The organism is Primorskyibacter flagellatus (assembly GCF_048268605.1).
Lineage (GTDB): Bacteria > Pseudomonadota > Alphaproteobacteria > Rhodobacterales > Rhodobacteraceae > Primorskyibacter > Primorskyibacter flagellatus.
Genome location: NZ_JBLWVF010000022.1, coordinates 1 through 21,167 on the forward strand (window position 1 = coordinate 1; position 21,167 = coordinate 21,167).

The following is a 21,167-nucleotide window of genomic DNA, read 5'->3' on the forward strand; positions in this document are numbered from 1 at the left end:
CCTGGGGGCTTTGCGCCACATAGGGTGGGTCAAATTTAATCGCTGAAACCGGGTCAGTTTTGAACGCTCATTGACAATTGAGCCAAGGCTTCAGGTAGATCGGTTCTGGCTGGTGTATTCATGGGTCTCTCCTTTGTTCAAAGCCCGGAAAAAATAGCGAATAATAAGAACAGTAAAGCCCCCTCTTTTTTGAAGTCGCTTTGAAAACACCCCCACCCCCTTCCTTTATCCCAAAAGTTCAACCCAACCAACCCCTTACCCCTCTGCCAATAGACCTTGCCCTTGTGTCGGCCCTCGAATGTAGCGGGTTAGAGGGACAGTGAAGTCGTTTTCGGCTTTTGGCAGACACCCTGCCGCAAACCCTTAGACATCATTGGCAGAGAAGGAGGCCGACACATGCTGATCGGTTACGCAAGAACCTCAACCCTAGAGCAGCTGGCAGGGCTGGAGGCACAACAGAAAGAACTTGAAGCAACAGGATGCGAAAAAGTCTGGAGCGAACAAACCAGTTCCGTGTCCAAGCGTGACAAGCTGGCTGAGGCAATGTCATTCTGTCGAGAAGGTGACGTGTTCGTCGTTACCAAGCTGGACAGGCTGGCTAGATCTGTTCGGCACCTTGGCGAGATCATAGAAGCGTTGGAGGCTCAGGGAATCGGGCTGAGGGTCCTTAGCCTTGGTCTGGACACCACCACCGCCACGGGCAAGCTGATGCTCAACGTCCTTGGCTCAGTCGCTCAGTTCGAACGAGAGATGATGCTGGAGCGGCAGAAGGAAGGCATCGCTAAGGCGAAGGCTGAGGGCAAGTACAAAGGCCGGAAACCCACAGCACGGCTAAAAAGCGACGAGGTGGTAGCCCTCTTAGCTGAGGGACAGAGCAAGAGAGGTGTCGCTCGTAAGTTGGGCATCTCGGAGAGGTCTGTGCATCGGATTGTCCAAAACAGAATCTAGCATCTCTTCATCACTCGCTGGGGCTACGTTCGATGGCCCTAGCGCAATAACCGGCCAACATGTGTGGTAATCGCCAGCCAACATGTGTGGTAAACATGTGTGGTAAGATCAAAACTCACCGGCCTATAATCTTTTAAAATCAATAATTTAGAGGAAATGTAGATGGTTGGCGGAGGAGGTGGGATTCGAACCCACGGTACGCTTTCACGCACGCCGGTTTTCAAGACCGGTGCATTCGACCACTCTGCCACTCCTCCGGCGCGCGGTGGGTTGTCGTCTAGACCGGTCCGGGTGATTCTGAAAGCAAACTTTGCAGGCGGGTTTTTCCGCCGACAGCGCCGGGTGGACTTTCCATGCGCGGGATGACGCTGTAGGCTTTGGCCGTTGGCGCTTTCCCGCGCCTGTTGAGCATGAGGACCGGCACAACCGGCGCAGTCTCAAGGTCCGAGCAGGCAAAGGGTGACGCATGAAAAATTCTGGTGCAGCCGGCCTCTGGCGTGACCGATGCCGATATGGCAATCAACTGCACTCGCAACTGACTGGAGAACGCGCCGCGATGCTGCCAAGACTCTGCCGATTGATCCCTGCCCTCGTCGCCGCAATGCTGTTCGCACTGCCCGCAGACGCATTCGACACACGCGCGCGCGCAGCCTACGTGCTCGACCAGACCACGGGGACTGTGCTGTTGGCCAAGAACGCCGACCAGCCCCTGCCGCCCGCATCGATGTCCAAGCTGATGACGCTTTACATGGCATTCGAGGCGATCCGCGACGGCAGGCTCAGCCTTGACGAAAGGCTGCCGGTTTCCAGCCACGCCATGTCCTATGGCGGCTCCACCATGTTTCTGGACACCACGGACCGTGTCCGGGTCGAGGATCTTTTGCGCGGCATCATCGTCCTGTCGGGAAATGATGCCTGCGCGGTGATCGCCGAAGCGCTGAGCCCGGATGGCACGGAACGCGGTTTTGCGCGCTACATGACCCAGCGCGCGCGGCAAATGGGCATGACCAACTCGGTTTTCGCCAACTCCAACGGCTGGCCCGCACCGGAACACAAGATGTCGATGCGTGATCTTGGCCTGCTGGCCACGCGGCTGATCGCCGATTTTCCGAAATTCTACCCGATGTTCGCGGAAGAACGGTATGAGTTCGATGGCCGCGCGCCGCAGAATGTGCGCAACCGCAACCCGCTTCTGTCTTTGGGGATCGGTGCGGACGGGCTGAAGACCGGCCACACGACCGAGGCCGGATACGGTCTGGTCGGGTCGGCGGCACAGGGTGATCGACGGGTGGTCGTGGTGATCTCGGGACTGGATACTGAACGGAGCCGCGCCGAAGAGGCCGAGGCGATCATCAACTGGGCCTTTCGGCAATTCGCCAGCAAGTCGGTTGCGCGCGCCGGGACCGTGATCGCCGAGGCCGACGTCTGGATGGGCGATGCAGCCAAGGTAGGCCTGACCGTGGCCGAGGATCTTGATCTGCTTTTGCCGGTACTGGGCGGCGACGAGGTCAAGGGCGAGGTTGTCTATACCGGCCCGATCACCGCGCCCGTCCAAAAAGGACAAGAACTCGCCGAACTGATCATCAAGCCCGAAGGTCTGCCGGAACACCGATTGCCGCTTGTGGCGGACCGTGACGTGGCGCGCGGCGGCTTCGTCAACCGCATGATGACGGTCAGCCAAGTGTTGATCAAACGACTGAACGAAGGTCCCGAGGGGGCGCTGTGACCCCTAAAGGACTGTTCGTCAGCTTCGAAGGCATCGACGGATCCGGCAAATCGACACAGGCAAGACGCCTCGCTGATACGCTGACCGCGCGCGGGCATGAAGCGGTGCTGACCCGCGAGCCCGGTGGCAGTCCGGGGGCCGAGGAAATCCGTGCGCTTGTCTTGCAAGGCGACCCTGACCGTTGGTCGGCAGAGACGGAGTTGTTGCTGTTCACCGCTGCCCGCCGCGACCATCTGGAACGCACGATCCGTCCGGCGCTGGCCGCCCATCGCATCGTCATCTGCGACCGGTTTGCCGATTCCACCCGCATGTATCAGGGTCTCAGCCGTGGTGATCTGCGCGCTGCGGTGGATCAGTTGCACGAGCTGATGATCGGGCAGGAACCGGATGTGACCATCCTGATCGACATGGACCCCGCCGCTGGTCTGGCCCGTGCGAAATCCCGTCAGACCGTCGAAGAACGGTTCGAGGATTTCGGCGTGGCGCTTCAGGAAGACATGCGCACGGGCTTTCTGGCGCTGGCGCAGGAATTTCCGGATCGCATCCGCGTCATCGACGGCAATCGCCCTGAAGAAGCGGTGGCACGGGACGTTCTGGATGCGGTGGAAACCTGTCTGCCATGAGTGATGACGCCCTACCCGAATCCGACCGCGCCCCCGGCGCGCCCCACCCGCGCGAAACGCCCGAGGTGATCGGACAGGATGCCGCCAAAGCGGCTTTTCTCGAAGCTTTCAACAGCGGACGGCTGCACCACGCCTGGCTGATCACCGGGCCACACGGGGTTGGCAAGGCGACGCTTGCATGGACCATCGCGCGCTTTCTGTTGGCCACGCCGATGCCGCGACCTGAAGGTGGCGCGGGCCTGTTCGGCGATGCGCTGCCTGACGCCACGCCGCAAACGCTCGACATCGATCCCGATCATCTGGTCTCGCGGCGTATTCTGGCCATGTCCGAACCCGGCCTCTTTCTTCTGCGCCGCCCCTATGACGAAAAGTCGAAACGCCTCAAGACCCAGATCACCGTCGACGAGGTGCGACGGCTCAAGGAGTTCTTCTCGCTCTCGGCGGTCGATGGCGGACGCCGCGTGGTAATCATCGACGCGGCCGACGAGATGAACGTCTCTGCCGCCAACGCGGTTTTGAAACTGCTTGAAGAACCGCCTGCCGACACCACGCTGCTGCTGATCAGCCATCAACCGTCGCACTTGCTGCCGACCATCCGCTCGCGGTGTCGCGAATTGCGACTGAACAGTCTGGACAGGCATGGCATGGCCGAAGCCCTTGCGCTTGCCGGGATCGAGACCGAGACAGCCAACACCGCGGCCCTTGCCGAACTGTCCGCCGGATCCGTGGGCGAGGCGATCCGGCTGGTCAACCTCAACGGGCTGGAGCTGTATGACGAGATCATCTCGCTTCTGGGCGGCCTGCCCGACCTTGACCGCGCGCGCGCCATTCGCCTTGGCGAAAGCGCCGCAGGTCGCACCGCCGAGGATCGCTATGCGCTACTGCTGGGCCTGTTGGATCTGGCGCTTGCCCGTGTCGCGCGGACCGGTGCCACGGGCCAGCCGCCGGTGATCGAGGCCGCACCGAATGAAGCGGGCATCCTGACACGGCTGGCCCCCTCGCCCCATGCCGCCCGCGCCTGGGCCGAGACCGCCCAGACCGTCGGCGCGCGGCTGCGCCATGGCCGGGCGGTCAACCTTGACCCGGCCGCGCTGATCCTTGATACCCTGCTTAAACTACGCAGTACCGCCGCCGATCTCGCGCGGCAGCACGGATGACCATGACCCAGATCCCACACATCACCGACAGCCATTGCCATCTCGACTTTCCCGATTTCGACGAGGAACGCGACGCCGTCATCGACCGTGCGCTGGAGGCAGGCGTTCACCGCATGGTGACAATCTGCACGCGACTGCGGAACGAACCGCAGGTGCGCGCCATCGCCGAGGCGCACGCGCCGGTTTTCTACGCGGCAGGCACACATCCGATGAGCGCCGCAGAAGAGCCGCTAGTATCGGTGGACGACCTTGTCGCCCTGTCGCAGCATCCCAAATTCGTCGGCATTGGCGAAACCGGACTTGACTATCACTACACGTCGGAAAGCGCCGATATTCAGAAAAAGTCCCTGCGCGTCCATATCGAGGCGGCGCAGCAAACCGGCCTGCCCCTTATCATCCACGCGCGCGCGGCTGATGACGACATGGCCCGCATCCTGACCGAAACCCACCGAAGTCAGGCCTATTCCTGCGTGATGCATTGCTTTTCCTCCAGCGCCGAACTGGCCAAGGCCGCGCTTGATCTGGGCTTCTATCTTTCGATGTCCGGCATTGCCGCCTTCCCCAAAAGCCAGGAGTTGCGCGGCATTTTCGCTGCCGCCCCGGTCGAGCGCATTCTGGTGGAAACCGACAGCCCCTATCTTGCGCCGCCGCCGCATCGCGGGCGCCGAAACGAGCCGGGCTATACCGCGCATACCGCGCGCGTCGGTGCAGAGGTCTTCGGCCTCGATTATGCCGCGTTCGCCCAACAGACAGAAGCAAATTTCGACCGGCTCTTTGCCAAGGCCGCCAGCTACCGGGCCGCGCCATGACCCGAGAGCTTCGCTTCACCATTCTCGGCTGCGGGTCTTCGGGCGGCGTGCCGCGCCTTGGCGGACATTGGGGCGATTGCGACCCCGAGAACCCCAAGAACACCCGTCGCCGCTGCTCTATGCTGGTCGAGCGCGAAACCCCCGACGGCACCACCCGCGTGCTGATCGACACCTCGCCGGACCTTCGCCAGCAGTTGCTGGACGCAGGTGTCGGCGAACTTGACGCAGTGGCCTACACGCATGGCCATGCCGACCATGTCCACGGCATCGACGATCTGCGAATGATCGTTTTCAACATTCGCAATCGCTTGTCGGTCTGGGCCGATGGCGACACGCAAAACGGCCTCTATTCGCGGTTTGGCTATGCGTTTGTGCAGCCGAAAGACAGCCCCTACCCGCCGATCCTTGACATGCATACGATCAACGGTCCCTTTACTGTCGACGGTGCAGGTGGCCCGATTAACCTGACTCCGTTTCAGGTCAATCACGGCTCAATCGACGCTTTGGGCTTTCGCATTGAAAACCTCGCCTACCTGCCCGATGTCGCAGAAATGACCGATGAGGCCTGGTCGCAGGTCGAAAACCTCGACTGCTGGGTGCTTGACGCGCTGCGCCGCAAGCCGCACCCGACCCATTCGCATCTTGCGCAATCGCTGGACTGGATTGCCCAGGCAGCGCCGCGCCGCGCCGTCCTGACGAATATGCATAACGACCTCGACTATGCGACCATTGAAGCTGAAACCCCCGACCACATCACCCCCGCATTCGACGGTATGGTGATCCGCTACAAGCTGTGATCGGAAAGATGGTGCCGCATTTTTCGGCCCGCCCCTGTTTGTCACCAATCTCCCCTTTGGGTTTCGAAATCAGGCCACATCCATGCAGGCGCTGATCGACGTCATCCTGCCGGTCTTTCTGGTGATCGGAGCAGGCTATGCGGCGGTCTGGCGCGGCTGGTTCAGCAATGACGCGGTAGACGGCTTGATGAAGTTCACCCAGAACTTCGCCCTTCCCTGCCTGCTGTTCCGAGCGATCTGGCAGCTCGATCTTGGCCAAAGCTTCGATATCGCCCTCTTGGGCAGCTTCTACGCTGGCGCGCTGGCCGGTTTCTGCGCTGGCTATCTCGGCGCGCGCTACCTGTTCGGCCGGGATGTCGAGGATTCGATTGCCATCGGGTTCTGCGGTCTGTTTTCCAATTCGCTGATGCTGGGGCTGGCCATCACCGAACGCGCCTTTGGGGCCTCGGCGCTGGAAGCCAACTATGCGATCGTCGCGGTGCACGCCCCGTTCTGCTACGCCGTCGGCATCACCGCGATGGAGGTCGCCCGCGCGCATGCGCGCGGCGAGGGGCTGGCGCGTCTGCCAATGACCGTCGGTCGTGCCATGTTCAGCAACGCGCTGATCCTCGGCATCGCGCTGGGGTTCGCGTTCAACCTGGGTGGCATCGGCCTGCCCGGTCCTGCGGCAGAGGCGATCGACATGATGGTCCGAACCGCCCTGCCCTGCGCGCTTTTCGGTCTGGGCGGCATCCTCTACCGCTATCGCCCCGAAGGCGACCTGCGCGTTATCGCCTTCGTCTGCGCGCTGTCGCTGATCCTGCATCCCGCGATCACCTACATGATGGGCCGCAGCACTGGTCTTACTTCTGCGGAAATGCGCTCAGCCGTGCTGACCGCCAGCATGGCCCCCGGCGTCAATACCTACCTCTTTGCCAATATGTACGGACGGGCCAAACGCGTCGCCGCGTCCGCGGTGCTGATCTCAACCGCGCTGTCCATCGTGACAATCTGGGGCTGGCTTCACCTGCTGCCATGACCCTGGCGCTGCACTCTCGTAATGCGTCACCTCACCTTTGGCCGCAGAGCGAGGAAAAGGCCGCAAGGCCTTTGACGAGACATAAAGCGCGCCGAAAGGCGCACCGCCAGGTCAAGCCCGGCCATGCGATCAGACCCGGCGCAGCGCCAGAACCGCATTGAACCCGCCAAACGCAAAAGCATTGGAAAGCGCCACTTTGACATCGGCGTCGCGCGCCTCGTTCGGCACCACGTCCAGCGCGCATTCCGGATCAGGTTCCTGATAACCGATGGTGGGCGCGATCACCCCATCGCGCAGCGCCATGATGCAGGCCAAAAGCTCCACCGCGCCGGTTCCCCCAATCAGATGGCCATGCATCGATTTCGTAGAAGACATCATCAGCGTATCGGCATATGGCCCGAAGACGTCCGCGACAGCCGCACATTCAGTCTTGTCGTTCGCAGTGGTTCCAGTGCCATGCGCGTTGATATAGCCCACGTCGCTTCGCGACACCTGCGCATCTTCCAGCGCCCCTGCAATGGCTCGCGCCGCGCCCTGCTTTGACGGCATCACAATGTCTGCGGCGTCCGAACTCATCGCATAGCCAATCACTTCGGCCAGGATCTCGGCGCCGCGCGCGCGGGCATGCTCATATTCCTCGAAGACAAAAACCCCGGCACCCTCGCCCTGCACCATCCCATTTCGGTTGGCGCTGAAGGGACGGCAGGCATCGCGGCTCATCACACGTAGACCTTCCCAGGCCTTCACTCCGCCGAAGCACAGCATGGACTCCGACCCGCCCGTTACCATTGCTTTCGACATGCCCGACCGCACCATCTGAAACGCCTGCGCCATTGCATGGTTCGACGACGCACAGGCCGTGGAAACCGTATAGCTCGGCCCCTTCAGATTATACTGCATGGAGACATGGCTGGCAGCTGCGTTGTTCATCAACTTTGGCACCACAAACGGATGCACGCGGTTCTTCCCGTCCTCATAGACAGAGCGGTAATTGTCATCCCAGGTGGACACGCCGCCCCCAGCCGTCCCCAGCACGACGCCCGCTTTCGCCGCCAACTCGCCGGTGAATTCCAGCCCGCATTGCGAAATGGCCTCGGCTGCGGCGACCAGCGTGAACTGCGTGAACCGGTCATAAAGCGTCAGTTGCTGGCGGTTAAAGACCTTCTCAGCCTCGAAGTCCCGGACCTGGCCACCGATGCGAACCGCCAGCCTGTCAACGTCGCGGATGTCCAGCTCGCCGATGCCGCAGCGTCCCTCGCGCATCGCCTCCAGCGTGGTTGGAACATCGCCGCCCAAAGCATTGATCGTTCCCGCACCGGTGATGACGACACGTTTCACGGCTTTTGGTCTCGAACCAGCTTTTCGATGCCCGCAACGATGGTCCGCACGGTCGAGATGTCGAATTCGCTCTCGGTCGGGTTGTTGGCGTTGAATGGTACGGAAATGTCAAACGCCTCTTCGATCGCGAAGATGCTTTCAACCAGCCCAAGACTGTCGATTCCCAACTCCTCAAGCGTGCTGTCCATCGTCACGTCTGAAGGTTCAAGAACAGCCTGCTCGGCCACTATTTCGATCACCTTGTCCCTGATCTCCATGGCACCGCTCCTGTTGTCACGTTCTGCGCGAGGCTTTAGCCGTTCTGGTCGTGCTTTGAAACCAATTTCTGCAAAGCAGCGACGTCACGGAACAGGCGAGGCAAGCGGCGCATGGCCTTGTAAATTTCGATATGTTTCTGCATCTGTACCGCCGGATAACCCAGCATCACACGTCCGGTCGGCACATTGGCCAGCACCTTGGTACCGCCGCCGGTGATCACATTATCACCGATGAAAAGGTTATCCCCGACGCCGGTTTGCCCGCCCAAAACCACGTGATTGCCCAACCGAGTGGATCCGGCCACGCCAACCTGCGCGCACAGCAAACAATGGTCGCCAATCACAACGTTATGGCCAACCTGCACAAGATTATCGAGCTTGGTGCCGTTGCCCACACGGGTGTCGCGCACGGTGCCACGATCAATGCAGGAATTGGCGCCGACTTCGCAATCGTCACCGATGTTGACCGCACCCAGCGAATGGATCCGCGCCCAGGGTTGCGCAGCGATCTCGCCCTGATCGCCCAGGGTGCCACGCGCGCGCTCAACAGCGGATTGTTCGGGCGTGACGAATGAAAACCCGTCGCCGCCAATTATCGCGCCTGATTGGCAGATGAACCGCGCCCCGATGATGACACGCGCCCCGATGCGGACCCCGTCGCGCAGCTCCGCCCGTTCCCCCAGAACAGAGCTGTCGCCAATATGGCACTGTGGTCCGATGACAGATCCCGCGCCGATTTTCACATTCCGCCCGATCACCGTGAACGGCCCCACGGACACATCGGCACCCAGAACAGCAGTTTCGTCTATGCATGCTGTGGGATGGATTCCCGGCGCGAAGCCCGGTCCGGGGTCCAACATGCTGGACAGGCCCGAAAGCGCGTGTCGCGGGCGCGCCGCAAGAACGGCCCCCTGAAGCCCCATTGCTTGCCAGTCCGCATCTTCCCACAGCATCGCGGCACGCGCTTGCCCTTTGCCAATATCCGCTGCAAAATCCGGTTTCATCGCAAGCGCCAGATCTTCGGGGCGCGCGTCGGCAGGTTCTGCAACAGCCGTTATCCGGATGCTCGCATCACCTGCAACCTTCAGACCAAGCGCACCTGCTATCTCACCGATGGTGTGGCTCATCGCATCCTCCGGACCATTGCGCGGAGTGGTTTATCCCTGAACCGCCCGCAGGGCCACCCCTGCATTGCGCAGCGCCCCCCAAATCCGCGCATCACGGCCATAGACGTCACGACGATACTCCAACCCGCCCTTCGCCTTGGTGATCGCCGTCCGGTAGATCAAATGGACCGGCACCGGTTCGTCCAGTGTCACGCGCTGTTCCTTGCCGCCATTCAGTCGGGAATGGAAAAGCCCCTGCGGATCCGAAGTCTGCTTGGCCAGCAACGCATAGGCAAATTCAAAGGGCTGTTGCAGGCGTATACACCCATGGCTGAACGCACGCGATTCGCGATCAAACAGGCTTTTTGAAGGGGTGTCGTGCAAATAGATGTTGTATTTGTTCGGGAACATGAACTTCACCAGACCCAATGCGTTGGTGGAACTCGGCGGCTGGCGCATCGAGAACGGAAAATTCCGGGCGTTGTAGGCCGAGAAATTCACCGAACCACGGTTGATCTGTCGGCCATTCCGATCGGTGATAATCAGATGGCTGACCGCATTGCGGTTGGATTTCAGCTTTGGCAAATATTCCTTGGTCACGATCGAGCGCGGGACGTACCAGCTTGGATTGATGACCATGAACTCCATCACGTCGGAAAATTCGGGGCTGCGCCGGTCGCCCTGATCGGCACCAATCACCGAACGCGTTTCAAAGGTCAGTTTGTCGTCATCGTAGATCTTGGCGGAAAAATCGGTGAGGTTCACCTTGATATGCCGTTCACCCAGGCCTTCGGGTAGGTTTATCCAGCGCTCACGTTCCATCGCCACAATGACAGAGGCCAGCCGGTCCTCGACATCGCGATTTATCTCCGCCATTGTGACGGCCCCGGCCACACCATCGGCCGACAACCCGTTATCCTGCTGAAATGATTGCACGGCCGCCTGCATCTGCGCATCAAAACCGGCCTGAGCCGTCCGGCCAAGATATCCCATCAGTATCAACCTATTGCGCAATGCAACCACCGCATTGCCCGTTTGACCGGGCTTCAAACTGTCGGCGTTCACTTTTGGCCCCCAGCCGCCCTGCGCGAGCCGCATTTCAAGCACACGTTTTTCTTTCATCAGGCGCGCATATTCGGGCGATTGCGGCGGCAAGGCTTTGAAGAACGCTGCGGGGCTGCTTGTCGTAAGGGCGGCAAGATAAGAAGTTCCATTGCGCAGTGGAACAGTGCGCTTGATCTCGCTGTCAATGCGCGAGGGGGTTAGAATCCCGGTCTGTATATCGCGAGCGAATTGCAAAAAGACCTTACTGAGTTCGACCTCGACGTGACCGCGGGCACGCGGATCGGTCGCCCCCTGCATCTTGGTCTTCAGCATCGTCGCATCATAGCGGCCCGCAGGTAGCCCGTGGGCGTTCGCCGTCCCGACAGCATCCAGCAATGCCTGTCGCCGCGCCTTGTCGTCAGAGGAGCTTCCGGTCCAGATCGGATCGAAATCGTTGGCCCGATAAAAAGCAGCGATATCAGTGTCCTGCGCAGCAGCTTCGGCCACTGCCTGTTTGAACGCCGTTACCTGCGCCGTCGCGGCAAAAGGCCATGTCAATGCAAGTATGGTGGCGACCGAGATGACCCGCAGGTGCAGTTTGAGATTGACCGACAAACGTTGGCTCATACGAACCCCCCTTACAACAACTGATATCCCCATCTAAACGCATCTCGTCCAAAACTGCCCACAAGTCTATTCACAAACGGTAAACTTCTTCCAAACAGATCTTCGTGGTGCAGCCCCGCACCTGTTTGCGGACACATTAGCCACATCTTTACCAATTTCAGCGAAAAATTGCTCAAATCTCTTGATCCTCTGCCGGACACCGAAAACGGCCTTGGTCGTCGAATCGGAATATGCAATAAGTCAGGCGGGGATGTCACATCACGGCCGTGCAACGACACGGGCATCACGAAACCGAGCGACGGGACAGGCGCTAATAACATGACTGACATACGCACTCGCGGAGTATCGCGGCGGCACCTTCTTGGTGCATTCGCTGCAACCATGGTCACGGCGACACCAACCTTCAGCAACGCAGCCGGCTTTTTGCGCGGTGCCGGCGACATTCGCCGGATACGCATGTATTCCGGGCGAACTGGCGAACGGCTTGATATGATCTATTGGATCGAAGGTGACTATATTGCCGATGCCGTGAAAGAAGTTCACCACTTCATGCGCGACTGGCGCACGAACGACGTCAAGCAAATCGACTTGCGCACCATCGACATCATGGCGGCTGCGCATAATCTTATGGATGTCAGCGAACCTTACATGCTGTTGTCCGGTTATCGCAGCCCTAAAACCAATGCGATGCTGCGCGCGCGCTCGTCGGGTGTCGCGAAAAACTCGCTGCACCTCAAGGGACAGGCTGCGGATCTGCGACTTGGATCGCGTTCGGTCAGCCAAGTGGCGCGGGCTGCGGCGGCCTGTCATGCAGGCGGCGTGGGGCGTTATTCGAAATCCGATTTCGTGCACATGGACTGTGGTCCTGTGCGCAGCTGGGGACGTTAAGCGACCCAAACGATCAGAAGGACCGAGCGTCCCCTCCTGTTCTGCTAGGCACCCTTCAGGGTGCCTTTTTTCGTCGAGACCTCCCGCAGCGGGAGAAAACATCGGCTTGCAGCCAATTTCTCGAAATATCCTGCCTGTACCCATCATGGAAATCCAACCCACGACGAGCGATCAAGTTCCCGGAATATTTTGAATTTTGACATGTTATTCAGTAGTGGCGCGGTTGACGGGGCTCGAACCCGCGACCCCCGGCGTGACAGGCCGGTACTCTAACCATCTGAGCTACAACCGCGCATCTGTATCGGATCCCGAACAGAACGTTCGGCTGTGATCCTGACCCTGGTTCGAAATTGGCAGCGGTGGCGCGGTTGACGGGGCTCGAACCCGCGACCCCCGGCGTGACAGGCCGGTACTCTAACCATCTGAGCTACAACCGCCCGCTGCACACCCGAACCTTGGGCGTGAGCGGTCTTCTATGGCGCTGTCTGCCGACCGTCAAGCAGTTTCCGCAGGCTGCACAGCGCATTTTTTCCACTTCGCGGAAATGCGCCTTGCCGATGTCTTAATCCGACGCTTGCGCGAATAAAGCCAAGGCGCAGGCTTGGGTAAATCAAAGTGACGCTAAATAGCGACAGTCCCCCGAAAACACAGGCCGTCAAGCATGGGAACCGTTCGCGCACAACCGACAGAGACGATAGACTCAATTCGTATCGCCTCGATGGCTTGGATTTGACCCGTGACAAGAAAAATAGGCAATTTCGAACCGGATATACGTCTCGTCGACATTCTTGGCAGATCTCTCGACGTTCGGCTGGAAGATGTACCTGATTATTTATTGCATCGTAAAACCTTGCTGTTTTACGCGCTGAGCATCGTCGTGTTGCTGGCAGCCGACCCGTCCAACATCAGCGTCCATTATGCTTTTCCGGTCACTGCCGGGTATTGGGTCGCGGGTTTCGTTGTCTATCTTGCGCTCTATACTCCGGCACTATTGGTTGTTGCTCTGCTGCAAACCAGATTTCCGCGTCTTCTTGTGCCGCTGCCGCTGCTCAGCATTCTGGTGCTGATACCGGCACTTTCTCTGACAACGGCGCTTGCCGATTCATTCTCCGGGACAGATCTTCGCATCTTCGCTCCGAAGAGATTCCTGCCACTATTTCTGACCGTTCAAGTGCTGGAGACAGTGTTCTCCCGCTATGTCCTGCCTGAGATCATAAGAAAAACGCGTTCGGTGAAGACCCGTGCGCTGGAGGCCCAGCCGCGCCACATTGCGGTTGGGCACCATCGCCTTCCGATAGATCGCCTCTATCACGTTTGCGCACAGGAACATTTTATCCACATCCAACTGCAAGACACCCATATCCGGCACCGTGCCCGTCTGAGTGATCTGATTGCCCAGACCGCTCAAGAGGATGGTATTCAGCCGCATCGCTCCTGGTGGGTGTCGCGGAACGCCAAACCACGCCTGGATCGCGAAGGCAGTCGGCATGTCTTGGTGCTGGAGGACAAGACTGTGGTCCCGGTTGCGCGGACGCGCCTTCGCGAAATTGAAGACTGGTTGAATCGCCGGAGGTGACGCTCCTCCCGAGGCACGCTGCCAGACTACAAGATCATGCGTGGACAGTTCCGTTCAAGACGCTTCCCCTTGCGATTGCGCAGCGAGAGTCCGACAATATCCGCTATCAAGGGCGGCTCGACACAACGTCAGTGCGCAACTGTGGCAAAATAACTGAACCGATCAGTTTGCATTTGTCCGACTTTGGCATATTTGTGCAGCGAATCGCGGAACCACACAAAAGGGACACGCCGTGCGCTTTTTTCTTCCATTTCTCGGAGTCCTCGCTCTGGCCGCCTCTTCGCTTACCGCACAAGAGGTGGTGAAACCCGTAAAACTGATAGAGCTACGTTCTGGCCCCGTCGTTCTGCAACGTCAGTTCTTCGGGCAGGTGCAGGCACGCCAGACCGTCGACCTAGCGTTTCAGGTGGGTGGACAGATCGTGGACTTGAACGCCGATGAAGGCAGCAAAAAGGCCAGCGGCGCCCTGATTGCCCGGCTTGATCTGGACGGGTACGAACGTGCCCTTGCGCAGGCCCAAGCGAATTACGACAAAGCCCAGCGAGATGCGGATCGCCTGAAATCGCTGCGTGGTCAGGCCGTATCAGAAGTGCAGGTCCGCGACGCTGAAACCCAGCTTCAGCTGGCCGATATTGCACTTGCGGGCGCGCAGGACAACCTGGAACATGCCACGCTGCACGCCCCCTTCGATGCCTTGGTGGCGCGGCGGCTGGTCGCAAATTACACCACTGTGGCAGCCGGTACGCCGGTTGTGCGCCTGCATGACGTTTCGGAAATCCGCGTCGACATCGAAGTGCCGGAGGTCCTGTTCCGGCAGGCCGGTGCTGGTGGCGGTGTCACATTTGCGGCAGAACTGCCGGGCGACTCCACACGCTTTGCGCTCGCCATGCGCGAATTCGAAGCAGAGACGTCCTCGGTCGGCCAGACCTACACGATCACCCTCGCCTTCACCGAAAACCCCGGAAACTACGTTCTTCCCGGCGCGTCGGTGACGGTCTATGCCTCGGCCGAAGGCACCCAACCCGACGGCATCATCCTGCCAGAAACAGCGCTGATCTATGACCCGGCGGGTGCTCCGTCGGTCATGGTCTTCGAGGATGGCAAGGTCCGCAGCGTCCCGGTTGAGGTGGAGTTGCAGGAAGACGGCCAGTTGCACATGATCGACGGCCCCGAAGACGGCACGCAGATCGTGCTGACCGGCGCTTCACAGCTCACGGATGGTCAATCCGTTCGCCCCTTCACCCGCGTCGGAGAATAAGCCCATGTCCATCGCGCGCGCGTCCATCGACAAGGCGCTGATCACCTGGATTCTGATGCTGGCATGTTTGCTGGGCGGGATCTGGGGCTTCGCCACCATCGGCCGCCTCGAAGATCCGGCCTTTACGATCAAGAACGCCATCATCTTCACGCAATACCCCGGTGCGACCGCTGAACAGGTGGCGCGCGAGGTCACGGAACCCATCGAATCCGAGATCCAAAAGATGGGTGAGATCGACTTTATCACCTCGTCCAACAAACCCGGCGTCAGCCGCATCTCGGTCAATATCGAATCGACCTATGATGGCACCGAACTGCCGGCGATCTGGACCAAACTGCGCAACCGCGTGGCGGACTCGCAACGCAGCCTGCCGCCTGAGGCTGGCACACCCATCGTCAATGACAATTTCGGCGACGTATACGGTGTGTTCTATGCGGTGACAGCTCCCGGATTTTCCGATGCAGAGCGTCACGAAATCGCGGACTACCTGCGGCGCGAGCTTTTGGCGGTGGACGGCGTGGCGGATGTCGCGGTGGCGGGCCTGCCGGAAGAAGCAGTCTATGTCGATGCCAGCACCTCGATCATCACCAATCTGGGGATCGCACCCAACGCCATCGCGGGTGCGCTGTCGAACACGGACACCCGCACCGAAGCGGGCAGCGTCACCCAAGGCGGGCAGCAGATCCGCATTCAGGCCCCCGAGGGCACGGAAACCGTCGAGGAAATCGCCAACCTGACCATCGGTGTCGGCGGCGAGGTCATCGACATGCTGGATCTTGCGACGGTTTCGCGCAGCCGGGTGACAGAGCCCACCGAGATCATCAGGTTTCAGGGCCAGGAGGCCTTTACCCTGGGTGTCGCGGGCAAGGCCGCCTTGAACATCGTCGATGTTGGCAAACGGGTGGATGTGCGTCTGGCCGAAATCATGCGCGACGTGCCGGCAGGGGTCGAACTGCACCCGGTCTACCAGCAACATGTGGTGGTGGATGAAGCGTCGAACGCCTTTTTGCTAAATCTGGCGATGTCGGTGGGCATCGTCGTGCTGGTGCTGGCGCTGTTCATGGGGTGGCGCGCGGCTGTGGTTGTGGGCGCAACACTGCTTCTGACCGTTGTCGGCACGATCTTTCTGATGGCGATTTTCGGCATCGAGATGGAACGGATCTCGCTTGGTGCGCTGATCATCGCGATGGGCATGCTGGTGGACAACGCCATTGTTGTGGCCGAAGGCATGCAAGGCGACATGGCGCAAGGCAAGACCGCGCGCGATGCCGCGGAGGATGTCGCCGCCAAGACGCAAACCCCGCTTCTGGGTGCCACGGTGATCGGCATCATGGCCTTTGCAGGGATCGGCCTGTCACCGGACGCGACGGGCGAATTCCTGTTCTCGCTCTTTGCGGTGATCGGGATTTCGCTTCTGCTGTCATGGATTCTGGCAATCACCGCAACGCCGCTTCTGGCGCATTATTTCTTCAAGACCGGCACCGGCGACGCTGGCGACCAATATGGCGGGCCGCTGTTCCGGACCTACCGCGCGGTGTTGTCCGCGGCACTGCGCTTGCGCTATCTGGTCATTCTTGCGCTGATCGGCATCACGGTGGTCTGCTATATCGGCTTCGGGCAGGTCAAGCAGCAGTTCTTTCCAGACAGCAACACGCCGCTCTTCTATGTGCATTACAAACTGCTGCAGGGTGCCAGCATTCACCGTGTGTCCGACGATATGGCGCAGCTTGAGGATTGGCTGGCGGACCGCGACGAGGTTGTCTCTGTCTCGACCTTCATCGGCGGCGGGGCTACCCGCTTCATGCTGACCTACGCACCAGAGGAAGCCCTTCCGACCTATGGCCACCTGATCATTCGCACCAATACGCTGGAACAGATCCCGGACTTGCGCAAAGATCTCGAAGCCTTCGGTCGCAGCACCTTGACCTCCGGGGAATTCCGGACCGAGCGGCTGGCCTTCGGGCCGGGCGGCGGCTCGCCCATCGCGGCACGATTCTCCGGCCCCGATCCGGTCGTGCTGCGCCGTCTGGCACAAGAGGCAACCGCCGTGCTGACCGAAACCTCCGATCAGTTGCAGGATCTGCGCACCGATTGGCGGGAACGTGAATTGGTGATCGTACCGCGATTCGCTGACGAACGGGCAAAAGCCGCCGGCGTCAGCCGTGAGGATGTCGCGCAATCGCTGCAACTGGGGTCCGAAGGCATTCGTGTCGGCGTCTACCGCGAACGTGACCGGTTGATCCCGATCGTTCTGCGCACTGACAGCGCCGCGTCTGAAGGCAGCGCGCATTTGTCGGATCTGCCGGTCTATTCGGCGGCAGCCAAATCCTACATCCCGGTATCACAGATCACCAACGGCTTCGCATGGGAGGCGCAGAATACACTTCTGATGCGTCGTGACCGGGTGGAGACGATCACCGTTCAGGCCGGCGTTCCGGCGGGCGTGAATGCCGCGACGGTCTTCACCCAGATCCGCAGTGCGGTCGAAGGGATTGAATTGCCCGAAGGCTACAAGATGGAATGGGGTGGCGAGTATGAAAATTCGACCGAAGCGCAGGCATCGCTGGGCAAGCAATTGCCGCTGTCGTTGATCACCATGGTGCTGATCTCTGTCCTGCTGTTCGGGAAGATCCGTCAGCCGGTTATCATCTGGCTGCTTGTCCCGATGAGCGTGAACGGCGTGGCGCTGGGTCTGTTGGGCACCGGTCTGCCCTTCTCGTTCACCGCGTTGCTGGGTCTGCTCAGCCTCTCGGGGATGCTGATCAAGAACGGCATCGTTCTGGTCGAAGAGATCGATCTGGTCCGTGCCGAAGGCGTCGGCTTCCGCAAGGCGATCCTGGACGCGTCAACCTCGCGTCTGCGCCCCGTCGTTCTGGCGGCGGCAACGACGATCCTGGGGATGATCCCGCTTCTGTCCGACGCGTTCTTTGCCTCTATGGCGGTGACCATCATGGGCGGGCTGGGATTCGCCTCTGTCCTGACCCTGATCGCGGCACCGGTCTTCTATTACAGCTTCTTTCCGAAAGAACGTCGGGCAGATGCGAAGGCCAACGCCTGAAAGCAAATACCTCGGCCCAAAGCGCTCATCCGCTTTGGGTCGTGACAGCTTTCCCAACTCGCAAGCCACCTTGCGGCGATTGCCCTGTTGTGCCTGTTTGCGGAACGGGCAATCCTGTGGCCTGAAGTCGTGATGGGAGTCACATTGTGAGCATCTTTGCCGATCTGTTAAGCAACATTTTCGACCGTCGCTACCGCTTTGGCCTCGCGCGGGAGGACGACCGCACCTTGTCAGAGCTGACGGACGATCTTGTCAGCGCCTCGGGCGATGTGACCGGGCAGGCCGTCGCGCGCCAGATCCTTGACCGCTATGCCCGGTGGGACGACGCCGAAAAGCTGGATTTCTTCCGCCATATGGCGCTTGGGATGGATCTGGACCCCCAAGCGGTGCGCGTGGCACTGGATGCCTATGAGGCATCGCCGGGCAAGACCAGCTATCGCGTCTTCATGGCCGCTGCCGAGCCGCCCCGGCAAGAACTTGTCCGCCGCCTGAATCAAGTCCCCGGAGCCACACATCTTTTGGTGTCGATGCGGTCCGATCTTCTGCGGCTGGGACGGGAGGACAACGCGCTGATGGCACTGGATCTCGACCTTCGTCACCTTTTTGCCTCGTGGTTCAATCGCGGCTTTCTGGTGTTGCGGCCGATCAGCTGGGAGAGCCCTGCGCATATTCTGGAAAAGATCATCGCCTATGAGGCCGTGCATGCCATCGACAGTTGGAATGAACTGCGCCGCCGTCTGCAACCTGCCGACAGACGATGCTTTGCCTTCTTTCACCCGTCCATGCCGGATGATCCGCTGATATTTGTCGAGGTCGCGCTGACCAAGGGCGTGCCCGGCTCTATCCAGACGCTTTTGGCCGAAGGCCGCAGCGCGCTTGCGCCTGAACAGGCCGACACGGCGGTGTTCTATTCGATCTCCAACTGCCAGTCCGGGCTGGCCGGAATCAGTTTCGGCAATTCACTGATCAAACAGGTGGCTGCGGATCTGTCCGCGCAACTGCCGGGACTGAAAACCTTTGTCACGCTGTCACCAATCCCCGGTTTTGTCCGCTGGCTGGGCGATCAGGATCTGCCTGACAGCACCCGGGACGACACAACCCTGCGCCAATTGGCGGCCTACTATCTGACCCGCGCCAAACGCGACAACGGCAAGCCGCTGGATCCGGTGGCGCGGTTTCATTTGGGCAACGGCGCGGTGGTACATGCCCTGCATGCGGGGGCCGACACCTCGCCCAAAGGGCGCGCCCAATCTGAGGGCGTCATGGTCAACTACCTTTACGATCTGGCCCGCGTGTCGCAAAACCACGAGAAATTTGCGTCTGACGGCGTCATTGCCACCTCGCCGGATCTGCGAAGTCTGGCTCAGGCCGGTGAGGCGAGATTGAAGGAAACCGCACCATGAACCCGCTTTATGATCGTCTTTTCGGGGCTCACGAAGGCAAGTCCACGCCGTTCTTGCTGCTGCCCTCCGGCAAGGTCCTGCACCACGGCGATTTCCTGAAAATGGCGGCGCAATTCGCGCATGTTTTGACACGCGCAGGTTTGCAGCCCGGTGACAGGCTGGCCGCGCAAGTCGAAAAATCGCCACAAGGACTGGCGCTTTATGCGGCCTGTGTGCAGGCAGGCGTTGTCTTTTTGCCTCTGAACACCGCCTACACCCACGACGAACTGGAATATTTCGTCGAAAACTCCGGCGCAAAGCTGATGGTATGCGACGGTGCCACCGAAGAAGATCTGCGCCCGATGGCCGAAAGCTTGGGCGCGCAGTTGATGACGTTGAATGGCGATGGAACGGGCAGCCTGCCGGACGCCGCGCAAACGCAGCCTGTGACCTTCCAGACCGCAGACCGCACAGAGAATGATCTGGCCGCTTTACTGTACACGTCCGGCACCACCGGGCGATCAAAAGGGGCGATGCTGACTCAGGCCAACCTCCTGTCCAACGCGGAAACGCTGGTGGAGTATTGGCGCTTCACGGCACAGGACGTCCTGATACACGCGCTGCCGATCTTCCACACGCACGGGCTGTTCGTGGCGACCAATGTGACGCTGCTGGCAGGCGGGGCGATGATCTTTCTGCCGAAATTCGATCCCGACACCATTATTGCACGCCTGCCCGAAGCGACGACGATGATGGGGGTGCCAACCTTCTACACCCGGCTGCTGGAGGATGCGCGCTTTGACCGCGATCTTGCCCGGCATATGCGGCTGTTCATATCCGGCTCTGCGCCGCTACTGGCCGAAACGCATATCCGGTTCGAGGACCGCACCGCGCACCGCATCCTGGAACGCTACGGGATGACGGAAACCAATATGAACACCTCCAACCCTTATGAGGGCGAGCGCCGGGCCGGCACTGTCGGCTTGCCCCTGCCCGGCGTCGAATTGAAGGTCACCGATCCCGACACGGGAGAGGAACTGCCGCGCGGTGAGGTCGGGCAGATCGAGGTGTGCGGTCCCAACGTCTTCAAGGGCTATTGGCAGATGCCCGAAAAGACCGCCGCTGAATTGCGCGCGGACGGTTTTTTCATCACCGGCGATCTGGGCGTGCAGGATGAAGATGGCTACGTCACCATTGTCGGCCGAAACAAGGACCTGATCATTTCCGGCGGCTACAACATCTACCCCAAAGAAATTGAGCTTGTGTTGGACGGTCAGCCCGGCGTTCTTGAAAGCGCAGTGATCGGCGTTCCGCACAAGGATTTCGGCGAGACCGCAGTTGCGGTAATCGTGCCCGAGAAAGACCAGACACCAGCCACCGAGCAGCTTCTATCGGCCTGCGTCGAGCAATTGGCCCGCTTCAAACACCCACGCAAGATCATCACCGTGGATGCCCTGCCCCGCAACACGATGGGCAAGGTCCAGAAAAACCTGCTGCGCGAGGCCTACAAGGGTCTTTTCGTCACGGATTGAAAAACTGGCGTTTTCCTGTCGCC

At 60.2% G+C, this 21,167-nt stretch carries 17 protein-coding genes and 3 tRNA genes; 13 read left to right on the plus strand and 7 right to left on the minus strand.

The window, feature by feature from the left end; all coding sequences use genetic code 11:
• Positions 1-396: 396 nt before the first annotated feature.
• Positions 397-948, plus strand: a complete 552-nt coding sequence (locus tag ACN0WV_RS16925; protein WP_417607335.1) for a recombinase family protein — start codon at positions 397-399, stop codon at positions 946-948.
• Between the two features lie 167 nt (positions 949-1,115).
• On the opposite strand, the gene ACN0WV_RS16930 is transcribed toward ACN0WV_RS16925, so the two are convergent.
• A tRNA-Ser gene (locus tag ACN0WV_RS16930) sits at positions 1,116-1,205 on the minus strand.
• 299 nt (positions 1,206-1,504) lie between these two features.
• Here ACN0WV_RS16930 and ACN0WV_RS16935 point away from each other — a divergent pair.
• The 6 genes from ACN0WV_RS16935 (at position 1,505) to ACN0WV_RS16960 (ending at position 7,078) form a co-directional block, all read left to right on the plus strand.
• Positions 1,505-2,674, plus strand: a complete 1,170-nt coding sequence (locus ACN0WV_RS16935; protein ID WP_417607337.1) for a D-alanyl-D-alanine carboxypeptidase family protein — start codon at positions 1,505-1,507, stop codon at positions 2,672-2,674.
• On the plus strand, positions 2,671-3,297 hold the full coding sequence (gene tmk / locus ACN0WV_RS16940; protein ID WP_417607339.1) for a dTMP kinase: 627 nt from the start codon (positions 2,671-2,673) through the stop codon (positions 3,295-3,297). Before ACN0WV_RS16935 ends, tmk begins: the two co-directional genes overlap by 4 nt.
• Positions 3,294-4,454 (plus strand): DNA polymerase III subunit delta', encoded by a 1,161-nt coding sequence (locus tag ACN0WV_RS16945; RefSeq protein ID WP_417607341.1) that lies wholly within the window; start codon positions 3,294-3,296, stop codon positions 4,452-4,454. The genes tmk and ACN0WV_RS16945 overlap by 4 nt, the downstream gene beginning before the upstream one ends.
• Positions 4,455-4,456: 2 nt before the next feature.
• The gene (locus ACN0WV_RS16950; protein WP_417607343.1) at positions 4,457-5,263 is read left to right on the plus strand and encodes a TatD family hydrolase; all 807 of its coding nucleotides are present in this window, start codon (positions 4,457-4,459) and stop codon (positions 5,261-5,263) included.
• Positions 5,260-6,060, plus strand: coding sequence for an MBL fold metallo-hydrolase (locus tag ACN0WV_RS16955; RefSeq protein ID WP_417607345.1), 801 nt, complete (start codon positions 5,260-5,262; stop codon positions 6,058-6,060). Before ACN0WV_RS16950 ends, ACN0WV_RS16955 begins: the two co-directional genes overlap by 4 nt.
• Before the next feature lie 82 nt (positions 6,061-6,142).
• Entirely contained in the window at positions 6,143-7,078 is a 936-nt protein-coding gene (locus ACN0WV_RS16960) for an AEC family transporter (RefSeq protein ID WP_417607347.1), read from the plus strand.
• A gap of 129 nt (positions 7,079-7,207) precedes the next feature.
• Here ACN0WV_RS16960 and ACN0WV_RS16965 read toward each other — a convergent pair whose 3' ends face one another.
• The 4 genes from ACN0WV_RS16965 to ACN0WV_RS16980 are packed head-to-tail and all read right to left on the minus strand — an operon-like array spanning position 7,208 to position 11,450.
• Positions 7,208-8,416 (minus strand): beta-ketoacyl-[acyl-carrier-protein] synthase family protein, encoded by a 1,209-nt coding sequence (locus ACN0WV_RS16965; RefSeq protein WP_417607349.1) that lies wholly within the window; start codon positions 8,414-8,416, stop codon positions 7,208-7,210.
• Positions 8,413-8,673 (minus strand): acyl carrier protein, encoded by a 261-nt coding sequence (locus ACN0WV_RS16970; protein WP_417607351.1) that lies wholly within the window; start codon positions 8,671-8,673, stop codon positions 8,413-8,415. The genes ACN0WV_RS16965 and ACN0WV_RS16970 overlap by 4 nt, the downstream gene beginning before the upstream one ends.
• Before the next feature lie 35 nt (positions 8,674-8,708).
• Entirely contained in the window at positions 8,709-9,800 is a 1,092-nt protein-coding gene (locus tag ACN0WV_RS16975; protein WP_417607353.1) for a UDP-3-O-(3-hydroxymyristoyl)glucosamine N-acyltransferase, read from the minus strand.
• Positions 9,801-9,830: 30 nt separating this feature from the next.
• Entirely contained in the window at positions 9,831-11,450 is a 1,620-nt protein-coding gene (locus ACN0WV_RS16980; protein ID WP_417607354.1) for a L,D-transpeptidase family protein, read from the minus strand.
• Between the two features lie 318 nt (positions 11,451-11,768).
• Here ACN0WV_RS16980 and mepK point away from each other — a divergent pair, with 318 nt between their 5' ends.
• Complete coding sequence (mepK, locus tag ACN0WV_RS16985) at positions 11,769-12,338, plus strand: peptidoglycan L,D-endopeptidase MepK (protein WP_084354405.1); 570 nt, start codon at positions 11,769-11,771, stop codon at positions 12,336-12,338.
• Positions 12,339-12,553: 215 nt separating this feature from the next.
• Here the strand turns inward: mepK and ACN0WV_RS16990 are convergent.
• Positions 12,554-12,630 (minus strand) — tRNA-Asp (locus tag ACN0WV_RS16990).
• A 68-nt stretch (positions 12,631-12,698) separates the two neighbouring features.
• Positions 12,699-12,775 (minus strand) — tRNA-Asp (locus ACN0WV_RS16995).
• Between the two features lie 299 nt (positions 12,776-13,074).
• On the opposite strand from ACN0WV_RS16995, the gene ACN0WV_RS17000 reads away from it, so the two are divergent.
• From ACN0WV_RS17000 to ACN0WV_RS17020, 5 genes are all read left to right on the plus strand, one after another.
• Positions 13,075-13,914 (plus strand): LytTR family DNA-binding domain-containing protein, encoded by an 840-nt coding sequence (locus ACN0WV_RS17000; protein WP_417607356.1) that lies wholly within the window; start codon positions 13,075-13,077, stop codon positions 13,912-13,914.
• A gap of 232 nt (positions 13,915-14,146) precedes the next feature.
• On the plus strand, positions 14,147-15,172 hold the full coding sequence (locus ACN0WV_RS17005; protein ID WP_417607358.1) for an efflux RND transporter periplasmic adaptor subunit: 1,026 nt from the start codon (positions 14,147-14,149) through the stop codon (positions 15,170-15,172).
• 4 nt (positions 15,173-15,176) lie between these two features.
• Entirely contained in the window at positions 15,177-18,230 is a 3,054-nt protein-coding gene (locus tag ACN0WV_RS17010; protein ID WP_417607360.1) for an efflux RND transporter permease subunit, read from the plus strand.
• A 146-nt stretch (positions 18,231-18,376) separates the two neighbouring features.
• Positions 18,377-19,633 carry a malonyl-CoA decarboxylase gene (locus tag ACN0WV_RS17015; protein ID WP_417607362.1) on the plus strand — a complete coding sequence of 419 codons (1,257 nt, stop codon included), beginning with the start codon at positions 18,377-18,379 and terminating at the stop codon, positions 19,631-19,633.
• Positions 19,630-21,144 carry a malonate--CoA ligase gene (locus tag ACN0WV_RS17020; protein ID WP_417607363.1) on the plus strand — a complete coding sequence of 505 codons (1,515 nt, stop codon included), beginning with the start codon at positions 19,630-19,632 and terminating at the stop codon, positions 21,142-21,144. Before ACN0WV_RS17015 ends, ACN0WV_RS17020 begins: the two co-directional genes overlap by 4 nt.
• Positions 21,145-21,167: the final 23 nt, after the last annotated feature.

What these genes read in the sequence shown, in the direction of transcription:
- ACN0WV_RS16925 (WP_417607335.1), top strand. Translation starts at nt 397, where the DNA reads ATGCTGATCGGTTACGCAAGAACCTCAACCCTAGAGCAGCTGGCAGGG.
- ACN0WV_RS16935 (WP_417607337.1), top strand. Translation starts at nt 1,505, where the DNA reads ATGCTGCCAAGACTCTGCCGATTGATCCCTGCCCTCGTCGCCGCAATG.
- ACN0WV_RS16945 (WP_417607341.1), top strand. Translation starts at nt 3,294, where the DNA reads ATGAGTGATGACGCCCTACCCGAATCCGACCGCGCCCCCGGCGCGCCC.
- ACN0WV_RS16950 (WP_417607343.1), top strand. Translation starts at nt 4,457, where the DNA reads ATGACCCAGATCCCACACATCACCGACAGCCATTGCCATCTCGACTTT.
- ACN0WV_RS16955 (WP_417607345.1), top strand. Translation starts at nt 5,260, where the DNA reads ATGACCCGAGAGCTTCGCTTCACCATTCTCGGCTGCGGGTCTTCGGGC.
- ACN0WV_RS16960 (WP_417607347.1), top strand. Translation starts at nt 6,143, where the DNA reads ATGCAGGCGCTGATCGACGTCATCCTGCCGGTCTTTCTGGTGATCGGA.
- ACN0WV_RS16970 (WP_417607351.1), bottom strand. Translation starts at nt 8,673, where the DNA reads ATGGAGATCAGGGACAAGGTGATCGAAATAGTGGCCGAGCAGGCTGTT.
- ACN0WV_RS16975 (WP_417607353.1), bottom strand. Translation starts at nt 9,800, where the DNA reads ATGAGCCACACCATCGGTGAGATAGCAGGTGCGCTTGGTCTGAAGGTT.
- ACN0WV_RS16980 (WP_417607354.1), bottom strand. Translation starts at nt 11,450, where the DNA reads ATGAGCCAACGTTTGTCGGTCAATCTCAAACTGCACCTGCGGGTCATC.
- mepK (WP_084354405.1), top strand. Translation starts at nt 11,769, where the DNA reads ATGACTGACATACGCACTCGCGGAGTATCGCGGCGGCACCTTCTTGGT.
- ACN0WV_RS17010 (WP_417607360.1), top strand. Translation starts at nt 15,177, where the DNA reads ATGTCCATCGCGCGCGCGTCCATCGACAAGGCGCTGATCACCTGGATT.
- ACN0WV_RS17020 (WP_417607363.1), top strand. Translation starts at nt 19,630, where the DNA reads ATGAACCCGCTTTATGATCGTCTTTTCGGGGCTCACGAAGGCAAGTCC.